We start from the raw sequence: 19,091 nt of genomic DNA, 5'->3' as shown, positions 1-19,091 counted from the left end.
CGTTCGGTCGAGGTCGTGGCGCGAGACGACCCCATCGCAGTCGTTTTGGCCCAAGAAGGATGATCATGTCGGTCGATCTGCTCACCGTGCGTCGCATCGCTACCCTGGCCAGGATCGCCTTGCCCGAGGACGAGGCCGTGCACCTGCAAGGCGAGCTTAACGCGATCCTCAACTTCGTCGCCGAACTCGATGCCGTCGACGTGGAGGGTGTGGAACCGATGACCTCCGTTATGCCGATGCAAATGCGCGGGCGCCCGGATGTCGTGACCGACGGCGAGATCGTCGATGCGGTTTTGTCCAATGCTCCCGTCAGCGAGGATCATTATTTCGTCGTGCCGAAGGTGATCGAGTAGCGCCGCAGCCGCCCTTCTGCCGCGCCATGCTCGATCGATCATCGACGCATCTTTATTTCCGGCTCGGATGGTCGATCCCGACGATTATTCCGCAGCGTTTCGATGGACGACCTATATGACCGATCCTACCCGGCTGACGCTTGCCGAAGCGCGCGATGCTCTTGTGTCGAAGTCGCTGTCGGCCGTTGAATTGACCGACGCTTATATCGGCGCCATCGAGGCGGCCCGCAGCCTCAACGGCTTCGTGACTGAAACGCCCGAGATCGCGCGCAAGATGGCGGCGAAATCGGACGCGACTTTGGCGCGCGGAGAGGGTGGTCCGCTCGAAGGCATCCCGCTCGGCATCAAGGATCTTTACTGCACCAAAGGCGTCACCACGACTGCCGGCAGCCGCATCCTGCGCGACTTTGTCCCGCCCTACGAATCGACGGTCTCGTCGCAGTTGTGGCGCGACGGTGCCGTCATGTTGGGCAAGCTCAACCTCGACGAATTCGCCATGGGATCGTCGAACGAGACCTCCCATTTCGGTCCGGTGACCTCGCCCTGGCGCAAGCCCGGCCAAAACGCTGCCTTGGTGCCGGGTGGCTCCTCCGGCGGGTCGGCGGCAGCGGTTGCGGCGCGCCTCTGCCTCGGCGCAACCGCGACCGATACGGGCGGCTCCATCCGGCAGCCGGCCGCTTTCACGGGGACGGTCGGGATCAAGCCTACCTACGGCCGTTGCTCGCGCTACGGCGTGGTCGCGTTCGCGTCCTCGCTCGATCAGGCGGGTCCGATCGCCCGCAACGTGCGCGATACAGCGATTCTGATGCGGTCGATGGCCGGCTACGACCCGAAGGACGCGACCTCGGTCGATGTTCCGGTCCCGAATTACGAGACGTCGGTCGGTTCGTCGGTCAAGGGCAAGACGATCGGCATTCCAAAGGAATACCGCATCGACGGGATGCCGGCCGAGATCGAGGCGCTCTGGCACCAGGGGATCGCATGGCTTCGCGACGCGGGCGCCACGATCGTTGACGTGTCGCTGCCGCATACGAAATATGCGCTCCCGGCCTATTATATCGTGGCGCCGGCCGAAGCATCGTCCAATCTCGCGCGCTATGACGGGGTGCGCTATGGGCTCCGCGTGCCTGGCCGCGATATCGGCGACATGTACGGCCAGACTCGCGCGGCCGGTTTCGGCAAGGAAGTCCGCCGCCGCATCATGATCGGGACCTATGTGCTCTCGGCCGGCTATTACGACGCTTATTATGTCAAGGCGCAAAAGATCCGCACCTTGATCAAGCGCGACTTCGAGACCGTTTATGCCGCTGGTGTCGACGCGCTGCTGACCCCGGCGACTCCCTCGGCCGCTTTCGCGGTCGGTGAAAAGGGCAGCGGCGATCCGGTCGAGATGTATCTGAACGACGTGTTCACCGTGACGGTCAATATGGCGGGCCTGCCCGGCATTGCGGTGCCGGGTGGATCATCCGCCGATGGCTTGCCGCTCGGCCTGCAGTTGATCGGCCGCCCCTTCGACGAGGAAACTTTATTTTCCCTCGCCGAGGTCATCGAGCAGGCCGCCCCGAAGGTGCATCTGCCGGATGCGTGGTGGGCGGCGTGATTCCGGGCGCCGAAACAACCATCCTGGCGCCGCTGCGTGAGCGTATCGACGCGATCGATGTCGCCCTCGTCGATCTTTTCGCCGAGCGCGTCCGTATCGTTCGCGAGGTGATTGACGTCAAAGAACAGCACGAGATCCCGGCTCGGTTGCCGGATCGCGTCGAGGCGGTCGTGGCGCGTGTGCGCGCCCATGCCGAAGCCAAGACCTGCCCGCCCGATCTCGCCGAAGCGGTTTGGCGGACCGTGATCGAATGGACCATCGCGTTCGAGGAGCAGCATATGGCGCACTCGACCAAGCCGACCAAATAAGGAGAGCCCCATGGCAACGTCCGTTTCCGACAAGCTGCTGCGCGGCGCGACCGGCGACTGGGAGATCGTGGTCGGCATGGAAATCCATGCCCAGGTCACCTCGAATTCCAAGCTGTTTTCCGGCGCCTCGACCGCCTTCGGGGCCGAGCCCAACACCCATGTGTCGCTCGTCGATGCCGCGATGCCGGGCATGCTGCCGGTTATCAACCAGGCTTGCGTCGCGCAGGCGGTTCGTACCGGGCTCGGCCTCAAAGCGCAGATCAACAAGCGGTCGAGCTTCGACCGCAAAAACTACTTTTATCCTGACCTGCCGCAGGGCTATCAGATTTCGCAGTTCAAGAGCCCGATCGTCGGCGAGGGCGAGGTCGTGGTCGATCTGACCCCGACCGAGCAGTTCCATGTCGGCATCGAACGCCTGCATCTCGAGCAGGATGCCGGCAAATCGCTGCACGATCAGTCTCCCACCGCGAGCTTCGTCGACCTCAATCGTTCCGGCGTCGCTCTCATGGAGATCGTGTCGAAGCCCGACATGCGGTCGGCCGACGAGGCGAAAGCCTATGTGACGAAGCTCCGCACCATCCTGCGCTATCTCGGCACCTGCGATGGTGACATGGAGAAGGGCAGCCTGCGTGCCGACGTCAATGTCTCGGTGCGCCGTCCGGGCGACCCGCTGGGCACGCGTTGCGAGATCAAAAACGTCAATTCGATCCGGTTCATCGGGCAGGCTGTCGATACAGAAGCCCGGCGCCAGGTCGCAATTCTAGAAGATGGCGGCAGCATCGACCAGGAAACGCGGCTGTTCGATCCCGCCAAGGGCGAGACCCGCTCGATGCGATCGAAAGAAGAAGCGCATGACTACCGCTATTTTCCCGACCCCGATCTGCTGCCGCTTGAATTCGACGACGCTTTCGTAGCGGCGCTTGCGGCCGATCTGCCGGAATTGCCGGATGCCAAGAAGGCGCGCTTCATGCAGCAGCATGGCTTGTCGCCCTACGACGCCAGCGTCTTAGTGGCCGAGCGGGAACTCGCCGATTATTATGAGCAGGCTGTCGCGCATGAGCCGCAGGGCCGCGACCCGAAGCTCGTGGCGAATTGGATCACCGGCGATGTCGCAGCCTCGGCCAATGCGGCTGGAACCTCCGTGGCGGCTTCGGCCATCACGGCCGCTCAGGTCGCCGAACTCGTCGACGTGATTGCCGACGGCACGATCTCGGGCAAGATCGCCAAGGACATCTTGCTCCTGATGGCCGGCGAGGACCGTGGCCATGCCCCGCGTGAGATCGTCGAGCGGCGCGGCCTGCGGCAGGTCACCGACACGGGAGCCATCGAGGCCGCGGTCGACGCGATCATTGCGGGAAATCCCGACAAGGTCGCCCAAGTGCAGGCAAAGCCGACGATGCTCGGCTGGTTCGTGGGTCAAGTCATGAAATCGACCGGCGGCAAGGCCAACCCTCAGGCCGTCAACGATGTGCTGAAGGCCAAGCTGGGCATCTAATCTCGCTCACACATTAAGCGAAGGCCCGAGAGGGCGCTTCGCTGCTTCGGCCTATTTCACGATGAGGCAGGTGGAGGAAAACTCCTTCCAGGTCATCGACCCGGCATTGCCGGCCTTCTTGATGGTCGACCATTGATGCCCGCATTCATGCATGCGGGCTCGCGCCGCTGCGTCCTGGGGCGCGACCGCTCCGGTCGGAGCGGCTGGGGCACGCGGCATCGCGGAGGAACCGCCTTGGCTCGATCGGCCGGACGCGGCCGCTGCACCCCCGGCAGGCGCTCCAGCAGGCGCACCCGATTTGCCTGGAGCGCCTGGTGTGGCGGCGCCCGCGTCAGCGCCGGACATCAACATCGCAACAAGAACCAACGGCAATCCACAGTAACGCAACATCATACCTACGATCGCAGAGGAGTGAGATTCTGCCGTTCTTCGTCCGCTCGCGGTCGCGGCACCCATGGCAGGTGTTTGCCGGGAAAAATGTGGCGTCAGCGCGATCGGGGTGGGGCGGGCAGCGGTTTATAAAAAGTCGATCGCTTATGCCCTAACGGCGTTGAGGACACCAGAGCGTCTCTGTCAGGTGGGCGCCGCCTCGATCCGTTGCACATCGGCAGGCAGGGTGAAACAATGCGTCAGCCCATCGGGCGAGACTGCTTCCGTCGCGCCGGGAGAGCGTTCGCATGTCGCCTTTCGCACCGACCACACATCTTGCGACTCACGACGTCGGCAACCAGCCGGGCGACCTCGTCGACCGTAACCTCTATGCCGACGACATCGCGCTCCGCGAGGCCGTGCTGCGGGAGGCGGGGGCGTGGCTGGACGAGCGCGCGATGCGGCTTGGGGCGGTCGTCGGATCGCAAGCCGTGGTGGCGCTTGGGCAGGATGCGAACCGGTTCCCGCCAGAGCTCACGAGCTTTGACCGGTTCGGGCGGCGGATCGACGAGGTCCGGTTCCACCCGAGTTATCATGCGCTGATGGCGCTTGCGACCGACCACGAGATCCACAGCCTTGCCTGGACGACGCGTCAGCCTGGCGGTCACGTCGCCCATGCGGCTTTGCTGGCGGTTTTTGCGCAGAGCGAAGCCGGAACGATGTGCCCCATCAACATGACCTATGCGGCCGTGCCAGCGTTACGGGTCGAGCCCAACCTGACAGCAGCCTGGATCGCCAAGGTGCTAAGCGGTTGCTACGACGCGCCCTTGCGGCCGATCGAGGGTAAAGCCGGCGTCACGCTCGGCATGGCCATGACCGAGAAGCAGGGCGGCAGCGATGTCCGCGCGAATACAACCCGAGCCGACGCGCGGCAGGACGGAACCTACGGGCTGACAGGGCACAAGTGGTTCTGTTCGGCCCCGATGAGCGACGGGTTCCTGACCTTGGCTCAGGCGCCGGGCGGTCTGACGTGCTTTCTCGTGCCGCGCATCGCACCAGACAGCACGCGCAATGGCATTCGCCTCATGCGACTAAAGGACAAGCTGGGCAATCGATCCAACGCCTCAGCCGAAATCGAATATGAAGATGCGGCCGCCTTCCGGCTTGGGCCGGAAGGGAGTGGCGTCAAAGTCATCATCGATATGGTGCATCACACACGGCTGGGAACGATCGCCTGCACGCTCGGCATCATGCGGGCCGCTCTGTCCCAAGCCGTGCATCACACGTCGCGCAGGATGGCTTTCGGCAAACCCTTGATCGCACACCCGCTGATGACGGCGGTGCTGGCCGATCTCGCGCTCGATTACGAGGCCGCGGTCGTGCTGGTGATGCGTGTCGCTCGCGCCTTTTCTGCGACCGACGAGAGCGAACGTGCCTTTGCGCGCCTCGGCGTGGCGCTGGCCAAATATTGGCTGACCAAACGCTGCTCCAACTTCGTCTACGAGGCGATGGAATGTCTGGGTGGCGCCGGTTACGTCGAGGACGGGCCGATGCCGCGCCTCTACCGAGAAGCGCCGCTCAACGCCATCTGGGAGGGCTCCGGCAATGTCATCGCTCTCGATGTCTTGCGGACCCTGGCGCGGGAGCCGGCGGCCCGCGCAGCCTACGAGGCCGAACTGGCGCCCGCGCTCGGGATCCATGCGGCTTTCGATAGTGCGGCGCAGATCCTCCGCGAGGCGATGAGCGAGACGGCGCCCGCTGAAGCCCGTGCGAGGCATCTTGTGGAGCGAATGGCCGTGATGTTGCAGGCCGCGCTGCTGATCCGCTACGCGCCATCGGCCGTGTCGGATGCCTTCTGTATGGCCCGGATCGCGCCCGATCACGCTTTCAGCTACGGCGCGCTGGCATGCAATGTCGACCTCGTCGCCATCATGGACCGGCAGACATTGTGCTAGGTCAGGGCTTTCGCCTTGAGGGGCAGGGCGTCCTGCTTTAGGGTCCGGCCTCCCGGCGGCCATATGGTCGTCGTCCCCAAACCAGATTGAGCACCCATGCGCGCTGAACCGCTGCAGCTCGTCGAAGACATCAAGCAGTCCGTAGGGCTGCTGAGGAGGCATCTTTGACGTCGATACTGCAACCCGTCGCCTCGCCGAATTAAACGCCAAATCCGAAGACCCTGCGCTCTGGAACGACGCGCAACTCGCCCAGAAACTGATGCGCGAGCGCACCGAGCTCGAAGATCGGCTGGGCGGCGTGACACGCCTCGAGCGTGATCTCGACGATGCCATCATGCTGGTCGAACTCGCCGAAGAGGAAGATGATGTCGGGGTCGAAAAGGAAGCGATCGATCAACTGAAGGCCCTCAAGGCCGATGCGGCACGTCGCCAGATCGAGGCTTTGCTGGCCGGCGAAGCCGATGCAAACGACACCTTCATCGAGGTCCATTCGGGGGCCGGCGGAACCGAGAGCCAGGATTGGACCCGCATGCTGTTCCGCATGTACTACCGCTGGGCGGAGCGGCATAAGTTCAAGGTCGAGGTTGTCGAGGAAACGGCCGGTGACGAAGCCGGACTGAAGTCCGCGACGCTGCTGGTCAAGGGCCATAATGCCTACGGCTGGTTGAAGACCGAGTCGGGCGTGCATCGTCTCGTGCGGATTTCGCCTTTCGATTCGGCGGCGCGTCGGCATACGAGCTTTGCGTCGGCTTGGGTCTATCCCCTGGTGGACGACCGGATCGACATCGACGTGAAGGAAACCGACTGCCGCATCGACACCTATCGGTCGTCGGGCGCCGGCGGTCAGCATGTCAACACCACCGATTCGGCGGTGCGGATAACGCACATGCCTTCCGGCATCGTGGTGGCCTGTCAGAACGAGCGATCGCAGCACAAGAACCGCGCGACCGCCTGGAACATGTTGCGAGCCCGGCTTTATGAGGCGGAACTCGAACGACGCGAAGCCGCGGCCAACGCCGACGCGGCGTCAAAGACCGATATCGGCTGGGGTCACCAGATCCGGTCCTACGTTCTGCAGCCCTACCAGTTGGTCAAGGACCTGCGGACCGGTGTGACGTCAGGAACGCCGGACGACGTGCTGGACGGCGACCTCGACCCGTTTATGGAGGCCGCGCTCGCGCATCGGCTGTCGGGCCGTACTGTCGAGGTCGAGGACGTTGATTAAGTCATCGGGTGCCGAGTAAGGCACCGGGTTCCCGGCTCGATCGATCCGAGCCGGGGACACGCTTCTCACTTCTGAGCGGTCAGCTTCCGGTTGCTGGCCAACGGACGCACCGACATGGTGGGGGCATCCGTCCAAGGATTGGCGCCCTTGCCCTGCTCGATCCCATAGGCATAGAGGCTCTTCATGTAAGCTTGATCGAAGGTGTTTGAGCCTTCCTCGCTCACATCCGCCTCGATCGAGGCCATGTGGAAGCCAACGTTGTGTCGCCGGGCATAGGCGTAGGCGGCCTGGACGTTGTTATGAACCTCACGCTTCAGAATGGTGGATAGCGAGCGTGTGCCGAGCTTCAACACATTGTTGTCGACCACCTGAAAAACCGGGTCGACCTTGTTGTTCAGCAGCACGTAGAGATTCTTGAGCTGCGGGAACGGACGGTCCTTCTGCTCGCCGAACAGGACAGCATCGGGCGCCACAAAAACCTGCTGAATGGTGCCCCCGTCGACATGCATCTCCTTGAACTCGCGTCCACCTGCCTCGACACTGACGAGGCGAGGCGGGAACAAGCCTGGGATCGAGGCTGATGCCGTCAAGACCTGTCGGAAGAGCGAGAGCGCATTGGGTGAGCCGCTTGTCGCAATCGCGCCCATGTCCCACACGACCGACCGTTGCGAGTCGAGATTCGTGGTCGCCACGAACAATCGCCGTCCCTTGCGATGCTCTTCCGCAACGCGGTCCATGATGGTCTGATCGACGTATTTGCTCACGAGACGGCCGAGCTTGTCGTTTTCGACCAGCGCGTTACCGAAGACACCGTTGAGAAGGTTCACGTTCTTAATCAGGCCCGCGCCCAAATCACCCGTGTAGAGATCGCGGAGCGTGTCATCGTAGGATGGTCCGAGAAACACGAAGGGCGCCATCAGGGCGCCGGTGCTGACGCCCGACACGATGGTGAAATCTGGACGTCGATTGGTTTCGGTCAAGCCATGCAACAGGCCGGCCCCGAACGCACCATCGGCGCCGCCGCCGGACAGCGCGAGATAGTTGACCGGGCCCGTTTTGACCGCGACGCCTTTGGTCGATGTCGTAAAGCTGTCGAACACGGACGCCGAGGTATCGCCGTAGAAGCGCACGTTCGACATGCCGGGGATTTCGGCCATCGCAGCCTCGGAGGCCGTATAGGGAATGCGGGCGAATTCTGTGGACGTACAGCCAGCAAGCGCAACGCTGGAGGCTATGATGATGCCCAGCACAGAACCACGTCGAACGATCATCGATCCACCCATTTCGAGCCCCGCGCTCATGCTTTCTGGCAAATGAGAGCGCCGTGCAAGCGTAGCTTAAGTCGAGTGTTACTGAAGTTTGTTCCTCATATCTTGCTCGGCGGCGGGGATGAGCGACTAATTCGACCGGCCTGTCGTATTCATGAGACAATGCCGGACGGTTTTAGGGCGCGAGATGCAAGGCGGCGAGGCGCTGGCCCGCTTCCAGAAACCGGGTCGGGTTGACGGCTTCGCCATCGATGCGGGTCTCGTAGTGGAGGTGCGGTCCTGTCGCGCGTCCCGTCGCTCCGACATGACCGAGCACGTCGCCACGGGCCACGCGCTGACCTGGTGTGACAAGAACCGAGGCGAGATGTGCGTAGCGGGTCGAGAGACCGTTGCCGTGATCGACCTCGACCATCGTGCCATATCCTCCGGTGGCCCCTGCGGTCACGACGCGTCCGGCCGCGGTGGATCGAACCTCTGCGCCATAGGCTTCACGAAGATCGACGCCCGTATGCAAGGCAGGTCGCCCTAGAAAGGGATCCAGACGCGGCCCGAACGGCGATGTCACGTCCAGAACGCCTTGGACCGGAGCCCCGTAGGGCAGGAGCGGGAGGCTGGCCACAAGCTGCCGCGTGTTCGCGACGTCAGCCTGCAGGCTCGCCAGTGCCGATCCGAACCGTGCGTCGAGACGATCGACCGGCAAGGCCACGAAGGGTCCGCCGAGCGGCGCATCGACCGGAGTTGCGCTTTTCAGCCGAGCCGCCGAAAGCCCGGACGCCGCCACGATCGACACGATGTCGTCGGATGTCTTGCGGGCGGTCTGATCGACGGCCGCAATGGCGCGATATTGCGACGCATCGACCCGCTCCAGCGCCTCTGCCACATCCGCCAAAGCGCTGTTCACACCCCCTGGACCAATCGATGCCGTTTCATCGTCGCCGGATGATGCCACGCCACCCGCATCGGTCGGCATGTCGCGGATCGATCCCGTGACATCGGAACCGCTGACGACCGGCGCGACCGCTGGCGAGGGGGAGCTGAGCGGATTGTCGATCGCGCTGGCTGCGGACTCCTGGATCGTTGTCCGAATTGCGACGGCCGGGTCATGGCTCGCGCGACCTGATTGAGGTCGTGCGGCGCCCGCTGCTTCGGCCAATTGTCCCAGCAGGCTCGATCGCGTCTCGAGCCGCTCCGCCCGGATCGTGAGGGCCCGCATCTCTGTATCGAGGCTGCTCTGTTGAACGCGACCGCGCCCGGCATCGTGTTTGATTTGGCTTTGGAGCGCCGCGATTTGATCCTCGTAGCCATATTGCATGCTGGCGTGTTCGGCCATGAGGGACGCGACCATATCGTCATGACAGGCGAGGTAGAGGCCCGCACCCACGCCCGCGCAAGCCATGCCGATCAGAAGCCCGATCACGCTCCAGGCGAGGTCGACCCGCACCGTAAACCCGCGATGCGAGGTGCCTCGCACGATCGACACGACATAGCGAGATCGAGACGAGGGAACGGCGGTCCCGATTGGAAGCGGTGACATGAACTGATCCTGCGGAGAGGCCGAGGCGTTCAGATCACCGCGTTAAGGTTAAGTTTCCGCTAAGGTTAAGAGTGTGTGATCGATGCGGCGCGCGAGACGCGCAGGATCACAGCGCTTGCGCGGCCGCCAACACGTCGGCCGCATGGCCCGGTACCTTGACCTTCGGCCAGATCTTGGCGATGCGACCCTCCCGGTCGATCAGGAACGTGGTGCGTTCGACGCCCATATAGGTTCGGCCGTACATGCTTTTTTGCGCCCAGACACCATAGGCTTCCAACATCGCCTTGCTGTCGTCGGACAAGAGCGTCAGGTCGAGACCATGCTTGGCCTTGAACTTGGCGTGGCTGGCGATCGGATCAGGAGAGATGCCGATGACGGCCGTATCGGCGTCGTTGAAAGCGCCGCGCAACGCGTTGAAGTCGATCGCCTCCTTGGTGCAGCCGCTCGTATCGTCCTTGGGATAAAAATAAAGAACGGCCTTGCGACCCGCCAGCGAGCGGAGCGAACAGGTTGTTTCGGTCGAAACTGCCAAATCGAAATCTGGTGCCGGATCGCCGATCGTGAGGGTTTGCGGCATAACGCCTTCCTTTCGTCTTTTTGGGTGCTAATTCGATGTATATGGGACAGGCCGTGTTGCCATTCTAATGGGCAAACGATGAGTGCAGAAGTCCTGATCGTGACATGCAAAAGGATCTCGACGGTTTGGCCGATACGATCGACCCTCCCAAACATCGCCTTGTCAAAAGCGGTTCCGCAGGGATCCGTCCGGCGCGCGGCGCGACGGGGCGGGTTCGACGTTGGGGTTTCCGCCGGGCTTGCGTCACCGGCATGGCCTTCCTCGCCAGTATCCTCTTTCTCGGGCTGATCGCCGGCGGCGTCTTCTTCATGCGGCTGGCGCAGGGACCCATCGACGTCGACCTCGGCCAGCAGATCACTCAGGCGCTCGGCGAGCGGGTCGGCGGCGGCTATGCCTTTGCGATCGGTGCGACCGCGATCGAACAGACCGACCATGGTCCGACCTTGTCGTTACGCCAGCTGACCATCAAGGATCATGCCGGCCGGACCGTCATGGCGGCACCGCGTGCAGGCATCGCGGTCAGTCCCTTCGAGCTCTTCTTTGGCCGTGTGTCGCCAAAGCGCCTCGAGGTGCAGGATATTCTGATGCGGGTCGTGCGGCTCGAGGATGGGGCCATCGCCATCTCGGCGGGCGCCGATCAGATTGCCGACACGCCTCTGACCACCATCTTCGCGAGTGCCGCAGAGGTTGTCACGCCCGCGGCCCCGAATCAAACGGCCGTCGTCAACGGCGAGACGCCGATGCTGGCAAGCGACGCGCGTCCGGCGAAGCGATTCCCTCGCGAACTCGCCGCCGTGGTTGCCAAGGTGGTCGACACCGTCTTCGATCCCGCCAGCCCCTTCCGGGCACTCGACCGCTTCGGCATCAAACGAGGCACATTGGTGGTCGAGGACCGCCTGCGAAAAGCGTCGATGACCTATAAGAATTTCGAAGTCGATTTCGACCGCGAAGCCAATGGTGGGATTTACCTGACGGCGGACGCCGATGGGCCGAGCGGACATTGGTCATTCTCGGCCCGCGTTAATCAGGCCTCGGATGGAACCAAGATGCTCGACCTGACGGTGGACCATCTGTCCATGGACGAGATGATGCTGGCGGCTGGGCTTCGGACCATGCCATTCGATACCGACATGCCGTTGTCGCTCAACATGAACATGGCAGCGGCGCCCGACGGCAGCCTCACGAGTGCGGAGGGTCATCTCAGTCTGGGGTCTGGCTATTTCCGGCTCGACGACCCCGATCACGAGCCCGCGATGGTGGACGGCATCGACGTCACGCTGCGGGTCGATCCAGCCACGGGTGAGGTCGATTTTGGCCGGGGCAATCTCAAGGCGGGTGAGTCGAGCTTTCAATTTGGGGTGCGCGCCATCCCGCCCGAAACGAATGGTGCGCCGTGGCAGGTCGTCGGGACCTCGACCGGCATTTTTGGAACCGAGCGCCCGGGAGAGCAGCCGATCAAACTCGACGCCATCGACATGAAGATCGATGTCGACATGCTCGCCAAAAAGGTCGTGGTGCAAAACTTCAGCGTCCGTGGACCCGACGTCGCATTTCGCATGGATGCGGTGTTTCAGGGCAACGACACAGGCGGCTTTCTCATCACGAGCACGATGGACACCGGTCGGATGCCGGGACCGGTCGTGATTCGTCTCTGGCCCAATTGGGTGGCATCGCCGCCGCGCGCCTGGTTCCTGGCCAACCTGAAGGGTGGGACGCTCGATTATGGGCGCGGCAAGTTCGCGCTGACAGACGTCGATCTCGAGACGATGAAGCATCAGCATTCGGTCCCGGACGATCATTCCCACATCGAATTCGGCGTCTCGAACGCCTCGTTGACGTTCATGAATGGCGTGCCGCCGCTGAAGGGCCTGGACGGCAACGGCGTTCTGACGGGCGACACGCTGACGTTTGCGGCCAGCAAGGGCGAGATGGAGGTCTCACCGGGTCGCAAGTTGTTCCTCAGCGATGGCACCTTTACGATCCCGAGCACCGACCCCAAACCGTCCCCAGCCGTCATCGCGCTCCGGATCACGGGTGGCATCGATGCCATGGCGGATCTGCTCGCGCGCGACGCGTTGAAGCCCTATGCGGATCTGCCGATCGACGCCTCGTCCGTATCCGGCCAGATCGATGGACGCATGACCATCAACCTGAAGGTCGGCGATCACGTGCCGCCTGACGAGACCAAGATCGGGGTCGTGGCCGTCGCAAAGGACTTTTTCGTCGACAAGGTCATCGGCAAGGAACCGCTCGAAGACGCGACCGTCAACATCGTGGCCGACAAAGCCGGGATCCACGCCCGTGGTGAAGGCCGCATGTATGGCGCGCCCGCAACGATCGACCTCAAGAAGCCAGCCGGAACCGCGCCGAGCGAAGCTGTCGTCTCGATCACGCTCGATGATGCGGCGCGGGCGAAAGCCGGCTTCACCCTTGGCAAGAGCGTGACCGGACCGATTTCGGCGAAGATCAGCACCACTTTATCTGGCGGCGAGTCGGGAAAAGCGTCAATCGATGTCGATCTTACGCGCGCCGTTCTCGACTCCCCCCTTCCCGGATTGAAAAAGGCAGCCGGCAAAGCGTCGAAGGCGACCTTTACGGCCACGCAGCAATCTGACGGTGTGCAGCTCGACCAGATCGTCTTCGACAGTGGCGCAACCTCAATCAGGGGGTCGGCGGAACTCGACAGCAAAGGTGGATTTGAAGGCGCCAAGCTGACGCAACTTCGGTTGTCGCCCGGGGATGACATGCGGGCCGACATCACGATGACCAACGAGGGGCTGAAACTCGTCGTTAAGGGCAGTAACGTCGATGCGCGCCCCTTCCTGAAATCGTTGACGACCGGCGATTCCGGATCGAGCAACGACGCGACGACGAAAGACCTCGACCTCGATCTACACGCCAACATCCTGACCGGGCAGAACAGCCAGGCCTTGACCAATGCCGACCTGCGTCTCGTGAGACGGAACGGAAACTTCCGCCGCGTGCAAATGACAGGACGTTTGGGCAAAGGCACCTTGTCGGCCAACACGGTCGGCCAGGGCGCGAATTCGACCATCGTGATCGCCGCGAAGGATGCCGGCGCAACGCTGTCGTTCCTCGATCTTTACAAGCGGATGGATGGTGGACGGCTGGATACGACGCTGAAGTTCGTCGATGGCCGGATGGACGGCTATACGGTCGTGCACGACTTCACCATCAAGGAAGATCCGGCGATCAAGAAACTGGCGTCGGAGGAGATCCCGGGTGATAGCCGCAATGCCGGGGCCCGGATCGACACGTCGGCGACCCGCTTCACCAAATTGGAGGCTTATTTCTCCCGCGTCGGCAACAAGATCGAGGTCCGCCAGGGCTCGATGTTCGGCCCGCAGGTCGGTGCCACCGTCGAGGGTTGGATCGACTTCGCGCATGATCGCGTCGCGCTGAATGGCACGTTCGTCCCGATCTACGGTCTGAACAATCTTTTCTCGCAAATTCCAGTGGTGGGCATGTTGCTGGGTGGGGGCGCGCATGAAGGCTTGTTCGCGCTGAACTACCGCATCGATGGTTCGGCGAGTTCGCCTGTGCTGAGTTTCAACCCGCTGTCGGCGCTGGCGCCCGGATTTTTACGGAAGATCTTCGGCGCCATCGATAATGCGGCACAGCAGGGTATCGATCCCTCTGCCGCATCGACGATCCCGCAAGGAGATCACGCCGTCGGTCCCGCTGGCGGCCTCGTGCCGAATTGATGGCGCCAGCGCCGCCTTGATCCGTCCTAGTCCGGACGGAGCAGAACGTGTTTCTTGCGCCCGAGCGAGAGCTTGATCGCGCCCCCTTCGGCGAGATCGGCCGGTGTCAGCGTGGCGCGTTCATCCGATACCGTCGCGTCATTGACCTTGAGGCCACCGCCCTTCACCTGTCGGCGTGCTTCACCGGTTGATCCGACCAGCCCCGCCCGCACGAATGCCGCGAGAACGCCGACTCCGGCCGCAAGCTCCGCGATCGCGATCGAAACCGTCGGGAGGTCATCCGACACGGCACCGTCCTCGAAGGTCTTTCGCGCCGTCTCGCTCGCAATGTCGGCGGCCTCTCGGCCATGCAGCAGCGCCGTCGCCTCCGTCGCCAGGACCTTCTTGGCCTCATTGATCTCCGCACCGCCGAGCCGCTCGAGCCGAGCGATCTCGTCGAGGCCGAGAAGCGTGAACAGCCGCAGGAACCGCCCGACGTCGGCATCCTCGGTGTTCCGCCAGAACTGCCAATAGCCATAGGGCTGCATCATATCGGCCTTGAGCCAGACCGCGCCCGACGCCGTCTTACCCATCTTGGCGCCCGACGCCGTGGTGATGAGCGGGCAGGTGAGGGCATAGAGTTGCGAGGTCCCCATGCGGCGGCCGAGATCGACGCCGGTGACGATGTTGCCCCACTGGTCCGAACCGCCCATCTGAAGGCTGCATCCAAACCGGCGGTTGAGTTCGACGAAGTCGTAGGATTGCAGGCACATGTAGTTAAATTCGAGGAACGAGAGTTCCTGCTCACGGTCGATCCGCATCTTGACGCTATCCATCGACAGCATGCGATTGACCGAAAAATGCCGCCCGACATCGCGCAAAAAGTCGATGTAGTTCAGCTTGGTGAGCCACTCGGCATTATCGACCATGATGGCGCCGGTTCCGCTGTCGCCGAAGTCTAGAAACCGCGAAAACGTGTCTTTGAGGCTATCCTTGTTGGCCTCGATCTGCTCGAGCGTCAAAACCTTGCGGGTTTCGTCCTTGCCGGAAGGGTCACCGACCCGCGTTGTGCCGCCGCCCATCAGCACGATCGGCTTGCCGCCCGTCTTCTGCATCCAGTGCAGCATCATGATCGACAGGAGATGACCGACATGCAGCGAGGGGCCGGTACAATCATAGCCGACATAGGCCTTGAGATCGCCCGACAGCGCCTTCTGATCGAGCCCGGCCAGATCCGAGCATTGATGCAGATAGCCCCGCTCCGTCAGGGTGTGCAGAAAGTCGGAGGTGACGCTGGCGTCGGACATTGACGTTTTCCGGTGTGGCCCGATCGCGGTCCGGGCTAGATTTGCTTCATCATGCCGACGGCATCATGCAAGACGACGCCCTCGGCTGGCTACGGTCGCCGTGTCGAGGCGGAGGCGGCTCGTGTGCCGCCTTGTGCACCGGGTAACGCAAAAAATCGAGAGGATCCATGACCGAAACATCCGAGCCGGCAGCGAGCGGCGTCCGGCGAGCCCTGGGCCTAATCAGCGGAACCTCCATGGACGGCGTCGATCTTGCGATCCTCGACACAGATGGACGCGACGTGGTCCGGTTCGGCCCGATTGGGTTTCTGCCCTACACCGAGGATGATCGCGCCGTTTTGCGGCGGGCGCTCGTCGACGCGGGCAGCCTGACGGATCGGCTCGCGCGCCCCGGCGTTTTGCGGGATGCCGAACGTCGCGTGACCGAGCGCCATGCGGAGGCCGTGCTGGGCTTTTTGCGCGAGCATGCCATTGAGCCGTCGAGCGTTTCCGTGGTCGGTTTTCACGGTCAGACGGTGCTGCACAGGCCCGAGATGGCGCTGACGGTGCAGATCGGTGATGGAGCGGAGCTCGCAAGCCGCATCGGCATCGACGTCGTGGCCGACCTCCGCGCTGCCGATATGGTGGCGGGCGGACAGGGCGCGCCCTTGGTTCCCGTTTATCATCAAGCGCTTGCAGCCTCCCGAGCGCTTGTGGGCCCGGTGTTGTTTCTGAACATCGGCGGGGTGTCCAACGTCACCTATGTGGCCGAACGCCATGATCCGGTGGCCTGCGATACCGGGCCGGGCAATGCCTTGTTGGACGATCTCATGCTGGAGCGGACAGGGCAGCCGCTCGACCGGGATGGCGCGACAGCCGCGCTTGGCGTTGCGGACGAGGCGATCGTGTCGTACTTGTTGAACCATCCGTATTTTTCGCAGAAACCGCCGAAGTCGCTCGACCGGAATGCCTTTTCACGCGCGCCGGTCGAGCCGCTAGGCACTGCCGACGCGGCCGCGACCTTGACGGCTTTCACGGCCGCGAGCATCGCGGCTGTGTTGCCGCATCTTCCCGCCCCTCCGATCGAGGTCATCGTCTGCGGTGGTGGCGCGAGCAATCCGACGCTGATGCTCGAACTTACAAAACGCCTACCGTGCCGGGTGACTTCGGCCGATCAGCATGGTTGGAGCGCCGATGCCATGGAGGCGCAGGCGTTTGCCTATCTGGCGGTGCGTTCGCACGAGGGGTTGCCGCTCAGCTTTCCATCGACAACTGGCGTGGCAGCACCGGTCAGCGGAGGCACACTTTATCGAGCGTGACGCTCAGTTGCGTTCGCTGCGCGCTGGGGTCGCGGTCCGCTCCGGATTGCCGAGTCGCTTGTCGAGATAGACGCCGACATCGGCGATCAGCGGATCGACGCAATTCTCGAAGAAGTGATTCGCGCCCGGAATGATCGCATGTTCGATCTGGATCCCCTTCTGGGTCTTCAGCTTCTCGATCATGGCCTGCACCTCTTTCAAAGGCGCTACGCGATCCTTGTCGCCATGGACGAACAGGCCCGACGAGGGGCAGGGCGCCAAGAACGAGAAATCGTAAAGCGTTGCGGGTGGCGCGATCGAAATGAAGCCTTCGATCTCAGGCCGCCGCATCAAAAGCTGCATGCCGATCCAGGATCCGAACGACACCCCCGCGATCCAGCAGGCCCGCGCCTCGGGGCTGATCGACTGAGCCCAATCGAGCGCCGCAGCGGCATCCGACAATTCGCCGGCGCCGTGATCGAACCCACCCTGCGATCGGCCGACCCCACGGAAATTAAATCGCAGGACCGAAAATCCGCGTTCGGCAAAGGTATAATAGAGATTGTAGACGATCTGATTGTTCATCGTGCCGCCGAACTGCGGATGCGGATGCAGGATGATCGCAATCGGCGCGCCGCGCAGTTTCGCGGGATGGAAGCGGCCTTCGAGACGGCCAGCGGGACCCGTGAAAATGACTTCAGGCATAGATACTCCAGGGTGCCGGACAGGCCATCGCGCCCGAATGCCGCGGCGCGGATCGGAGCCCGACAAAGGCGTGCGGCTTGACTTCGACGACAGAATACCTGTTAGAATTATTCTAACAGATTTGCACAGGCGCTCATCGCGCAAATGCACGATTGCGCGCTCGGATCAACCCGGCTTCTAGCACGGGCTATAGGGCGAAAAGCAAGTATTTTGAGTAGTGGGATGTCCCGACCGCGAACCTATTTGGACTTCAATGCGACCTCGCCGCTGCGACCTGTCGCGCGGACTCGCATGATCGAAGCCTTGGATCGGGTCGGAAATCCCTCGTCGGTTCATACGGAAGGTCGTCGCGCGCGCGGGCTGGTCGAAACGGCGCGCGCGGATGTGGCGGCTCTGTTTGGAACGCGCGCTGATCACGTGACCTTCACGTCCGGGACCACGGAAGCTGCCGCCTTGGCCCTGACGCCAGCGTTGCAGGACGCGCCGGTGCAGGCGCCTGCGGATCGGCTGCTCGTCGCGGCCACCGAACATCCGGCCGTGCTGCAGGGTCATCGTTTTGCTGCGGATCGTGTCTCGCTGCTACCGGTACAGTCCGACGGGATACTCGACCTCGACGCGATGCGGCAGGCTCTTGCGTCGGTTTCTGGCCGTTGCATCGTGGCGGTGCAGGCGGCCAACAGCGAGACGGGCGTTCTCCAGCCGATCCACGCTGTGGCGGATCTAATTCACGCTCACGGTGGGTTGTTGGTCTGCGATGCGACGCAGGCGGCTGGTCGGATCGATTGTTCGTTTGATCGGCTGCAGGCCGATGTCCTTCTCGTTTCGTCGCATAAGATCGGCGGCCCCCTGGGCGTCGGCGCCATGGTGTTCGCGTCGGATCGGCTTCGCCTTGGCGATCCGCTGGTTCGAGGCGGCGGCCAGGAGCGCGGATTGCGGGGCGGGACCGAGAATGTGGCGGCTATCGCCGGGTTTGGCGCAGCGGCGCGCGCGGTATCGGGCCTGGTCGAAACCCCGCATCTTAACGAGCTTCGTCAAAACTTGGAGCAGCGCCTTCAGGCGAGTTGGCCGGAGGTCGTGATTTTTGGCGACGGCGCAGAGCGGCTTCCAAATACGGTCGCGTTCGCGATTCCCGGTGTGTCGAACGAGACGGCGTTGATCGCTCTCGACCTTAAAGGTGTGGCCGTCTCGACCGGGTCGGCATGCTCCTCGGGCAAAGTTTCATCGTCGCATGTCCTTGAGGCGATGGGAGTCGATGCTCATCTAAAGGCCTGCGTGATCAGAGTAAGTTTTGGCTGGTGTTCGATACCGGCCGATGTCGATCGGTTGATGGTGGCGCTCGGCGCGATCGTCAGCCGGATCCAGAGGCGCTCGACACAAGCTGCCGCTTGAAGATTGCGGGACAGGCGTGGCACAA

The 19,091-nt window shown here is 63.0% G+C and carries 15 protein-coding genes; 9 read left to right on the top strand and 6 right to left on the bottom strand.

Annotation, left to right across the window (positions count from 1 at the left end):
* The first annotated feature begins 65 nt into the window (after positions 1 to 65).
* From gatC to gatB, 4 genes are all read left to right on the top strand, one after another.
* Entirely contained in the window at positions 66 to 353 is a 288-nt protein-coding gene (gene gatC / locus EY713_RS17565; protein WP_131117344.1) for an Asp-tRNA(Asn)/Glu-tRNA(Gln) amidotransferase subunit GatC, read from the top strand.
* Positions 354 to 468: 115 nt separating this feature from the next.
* Positions 469 to 1,953, top strand: coding sequence for an Asp-tRNA(Asn)/Glu-tRNA(Gln) amidotransferase subunit GatA (gene gatA / locus EY713_RS17560; protein ID WP_131117341.1), 1,485 nt, complete (start codon positions 469 to 471; stop codon positions 1,951 to 1,953).
* Positions 1,941 to 2,261, top strand: a complete 321-nt coding sequence (locus tag EY713_RS17555; RefSeq protein WP_245572770.1) for a chorismate mutase — start codon at positions 1,941 to 1,943, stop codon at positions 2,259 to 2,261. Before gatA ends, EY713_RS17555 begins: the two co-directional genes overlap by 13 nt.
* 10 nt (positions 2,262 to 2,271) lie before the next feature.
* The gene (gene gatB, locus EY713_RS17550) at positions 2,272 to 3,756 is read left to right on the top strand and encodes an Asp-tRNA(Asn)/Glu-tRNA(Gln) amidotransferase subunit GatB (RefSeq protein ID WP_131117339.1); all 1,485 of its coding nucleotides are present in this window, start codon (positions 2,272 to 2,274) and stop codon (positions 3,754 to 3,756) included.
* Between the two features lie 51 nt (positions 3,757 to 3,807).
* Here gatB and EY713_RS17545 read toward each other — a convergent pair whose 3' ends face one another.
* Positions 3,808 to 4,101 (bottom strand): hypothetical protein, encoded by a 294-nt coding sequence (locus EY713_RS17545; protein ID WP_131117336.1) that lies wholly within the window; start codon positions 4,099 to 4,101, stop codon positions 3,808 to 3,810.
* A gap of 332 nt (positions 4,102 to 4,433) precedes the next feature.
* Here EY713_RS17545 and EY713_RS17540 point away from each other — a divergent pair, with 332 nt between their 5' ends.
* Together EY713_RS17540 and prfB are read left to right on the top strand one after the other, a co-directional pair.
* Positions 4,434 to 6,080 (top strand): acyl-CoA dehydrogenase family protein, encoded by a 1,647-nt coding sequence (locus EY713_RS17540; RefSeq protein ID WP_131117333.1) that lies wholly within the window; start codon positions 4,434 to 4,436, stop codon positions 6,078 to 6,080.
* A 96-nt stretch (positions 6,081 to 6,176) separates the two neighbouring features.
* Positions 6,177 to 7,305 (top strand): peptide chain release factor 2 gene (prfB, locus tag EY713_RS17535; RefSeq protein ID WP_131117330.1). Its coding sequence is split into 2 segments (ribosomal slippage): positions 6,177 to 6,245 and positions 6,247 to 7,305, totalling 1,128 coding nucleotides; the frame shifts between segments, so codons are not numbered across the junction.
* Positions 7,306 to 7,370: 65 nt separating this feature from the next.
* Here prfB and EY713_RS17530 read toward each other — a convergent pair.
* The 3 genes from EY713_RS17530 to EY713_RS17520 form a co-directional block, all read right to left on the bottom strand.
* The gene (locus EY713_RS17530; RefSeq protein ID WP_165491179.1) at positions 7,371 to 8,576 is read right to left on the bottom strand and encodes a patatin-like phospholipase family protein; all 1,206 of its coding nucleotides are present in this window, start codon (positions 8,574 to 8,576) and stop codon (positions 7,371 to 7,373) included.
* 172 nt (positions 8,577 to 8,748) lie between these two features.
* The gene (locus EY713_RS17525; RefSeq protein WP_131117325.1) at positions 8,749 to 10,107 is read right to left on the bottom strand and encodes a M23 family metallopeptidase; all 1,359 of its coding nucleotides are present in this window, start codon (positions 10,105 to 10,107) and stop codon (positions 8,749 to 8,751) included.
* Between the two features lie 106 nt (positions 10,108 to 10,213).
* Positions 10,214 to 10,684, bottom strand: coding sequence for a peroxiredoxin (locus tag EY713_RS17520; protein ID WP_131117321.1), 471 nt, complete (start codon positions 10,682 to 10,684; stop codon positions 10,214 to 10,216).
* Positions 10,685 to 10,788: 104 nt separating this feature from the next.
* On the opposite strand from EY713_RS17520, the gene EY713_RS17515 reads away from it, so the two are divergent.
* Positions 10,789 to 14,409 carry a YhdP family protein gene (locus EY713_RS17515; protein ID WP_131117317.1) on the top strand — a complete coding sequence of 1,207 codons (3,621 nt, stop codon included), beginning with the start codon at positions 10,789 to 10,791 and terminating at the stop codon, positions 14,407 to 14,409.
* 26 nt (positions 14,410 to 14,435) lie between these two features.
* Here the strand turns inward: EY713_RS17515 and tyrS are convergent, their stop codons facing one another.
* The gene (tyrS, locus tag EY713_RS17510) at positions 14,436 to 15,695 is read right to left on the bottom strand and encodes a tyrosine--tRNA ligase (protein WP_131117315.1); all 1,260 of its coding nucleotides are present in this window, start codon (positions 15,693 to 15,695) and stop codon (positions 14,436 to 14,438) included.
* 167 nt (positions 15,696 to 15,862) lie between these two features.
* Between tyrS and EY713_RS17505 the strand changes: the two genes are divergently transcribed.
* Positions 15,863 to 16,993: an anhydro-N-acetylmuramic acid kinase gene (locus EY713_RS17505; RefSeq protein ID WP_131117312.1), complete on the top strand. Its 1,131-nt coding sequence runs from the start codon at positions 15,863 to 15,865 to the stop codon at positions 16,991 to 16,993.
* A 3-nt stretch (positions 16,994 to 16,996) separates the two neighbouring features.
* Here EY713_RS17505 and EY713_RS17500 read toward each other — a convergent pair whose 3' ends face one another.
* The gene (locus tag EY713_RS17500; protein ID WP_131117309.1) at positions 16,997 to 17,677 is read right to left on the bottom strand and encodes an alpha/beta hydrolase; all 681 of its coding nucleotides are present in this window, start codon (positions 17,675 to 17,677) and stop codon (positions 16,997 to 16,999) included.
* A gap of 291 nt (positions 17,678 to 17,968) precedes the next feature.
* Here EY713_RS17500 and EY713_RS17495 point away from each other — a divergent pair, with 291 nt between their 5' ends.
* Positions 17,969 to 19,066, top strand: coding sequence for a cysteine desulfurase family protein (locus tag EY713_RS17495; protein ID WP_245572769.1), 1,098 nt, complete (start codon positions 17,969 to 17,971; stop codon positions 19,064 to 19,066).
* Positions 19,067 to 19,091: the final 25 nt, after the last annotated feature.

The sequence above is a fragment of the Lichenihabitans psoromatis genome, assembly GCF_004323635.1.
Classification (GTDB): domain Bacteria; phylum Pseudomonadota; class Alphaproteobacteria; order Rhizobiales; family Beijerinckiaceae; genus Lichenihabitans; species Lichenihabitans psoromatis.
The sequence above is the reverse complement of the archived record's forward strand: the minus strand, read 5'-3'. Positions and strand labels throughout refer to the sequence as shown.

Excerpts from the sequence above, each read along its gene's own strand:
- gatC (WP_131117344.1), top strand. The coding sequence starts at position 66 with ATGTCGGTCGATCTGCTCACCGTGCGTCGCATCGCTACCCTGGCCAGG.
- gatA (WP_131117341.1), top strand. The coding sequence starts at position 469 with ATGACCGATCCTACCCGGCTGACGCTTGCCGAAGCGCGCGATGCTCTT.
- gatB (WP_131117339.1), top strand. The coding sequence starts at position 2,272 with ATGGCAACGTCCGTTTCCGACAAGCTGCTGCGCGGCGCGACCGGCGAC.
- EY713_RS17545 (WP_131117336.1), bottom strand. The coding sequence starts at position 4,101 with ATGTCCGGCGCTGACGCGGGCGCCGCCACACCAGGCGCTCCAGGCAAA.
- EY713_RS17540 (WP_131117333.1), top strand. The coding sequence starts at position 4,434 with ATGTCGCCTTTCGCACCGACCACACATCTTGCGACTCACGACGTCGGC.
- EY713_RS17530 (WP_165491179.1), bottom strand. The coding sequence starts at position 8,576 with ATGATCGTTCGACGTGGTTCTGTGCTGGGCATCATCATAGCCTCCAGC.
- EY713_RS17525 (WP_131117325.1), bottom strand. The coding sequence starts at position 10,107 with ATGTCACCGCTTCCAATCGGGACCGCCGTTCCCTCGTCTCGATCTCGC.
- EY713_RS17520 (WP_131117321.1), bottom strand. The coding sequence starts at position 10,684 with ATGCCGCAAACCCTCACGATCGGCGATCCGGCACCAGATTTCGATTTG.
- EY713_RS17515 (WP_131117317.1), top strand. The coding sequence starts at position 10,789 with ATGCAAAAGGATCTCGACGGTTTGGCCGATACGATCGACCCTCCCAAA.
- tyrS (WP_131117315.1), bottom strand. The coding sequence starts at position 15,695 with ATGTCCGACGCCAGCGTCACCTCCGACTTTCTGCACACCCTGACGGAG.
- EY713_RS17505 (WP_131117312.1), top strand. The coding sequence starts at position 15,863 with ATGACCGAAACATCCGAGCCGGCAGCGAGCGGCGTCCGGCGAGCCCTG.
- EY713_RS17500 (WP_131117309.1), bottom strand. The coding sequence starts at position 17,677 with ATGCCTGAAGTCATTTTCACGGGTCCCGCTGGCCGTCTCGAAGGCCGC.
- EY713_RS17495 (WP_245572769.1), top strand. The coding sequence starts at position 17,969 with ATGATCGAAGCCTTGGATCGGGTCGGAAATCCCTCGTCGGTTCATACG.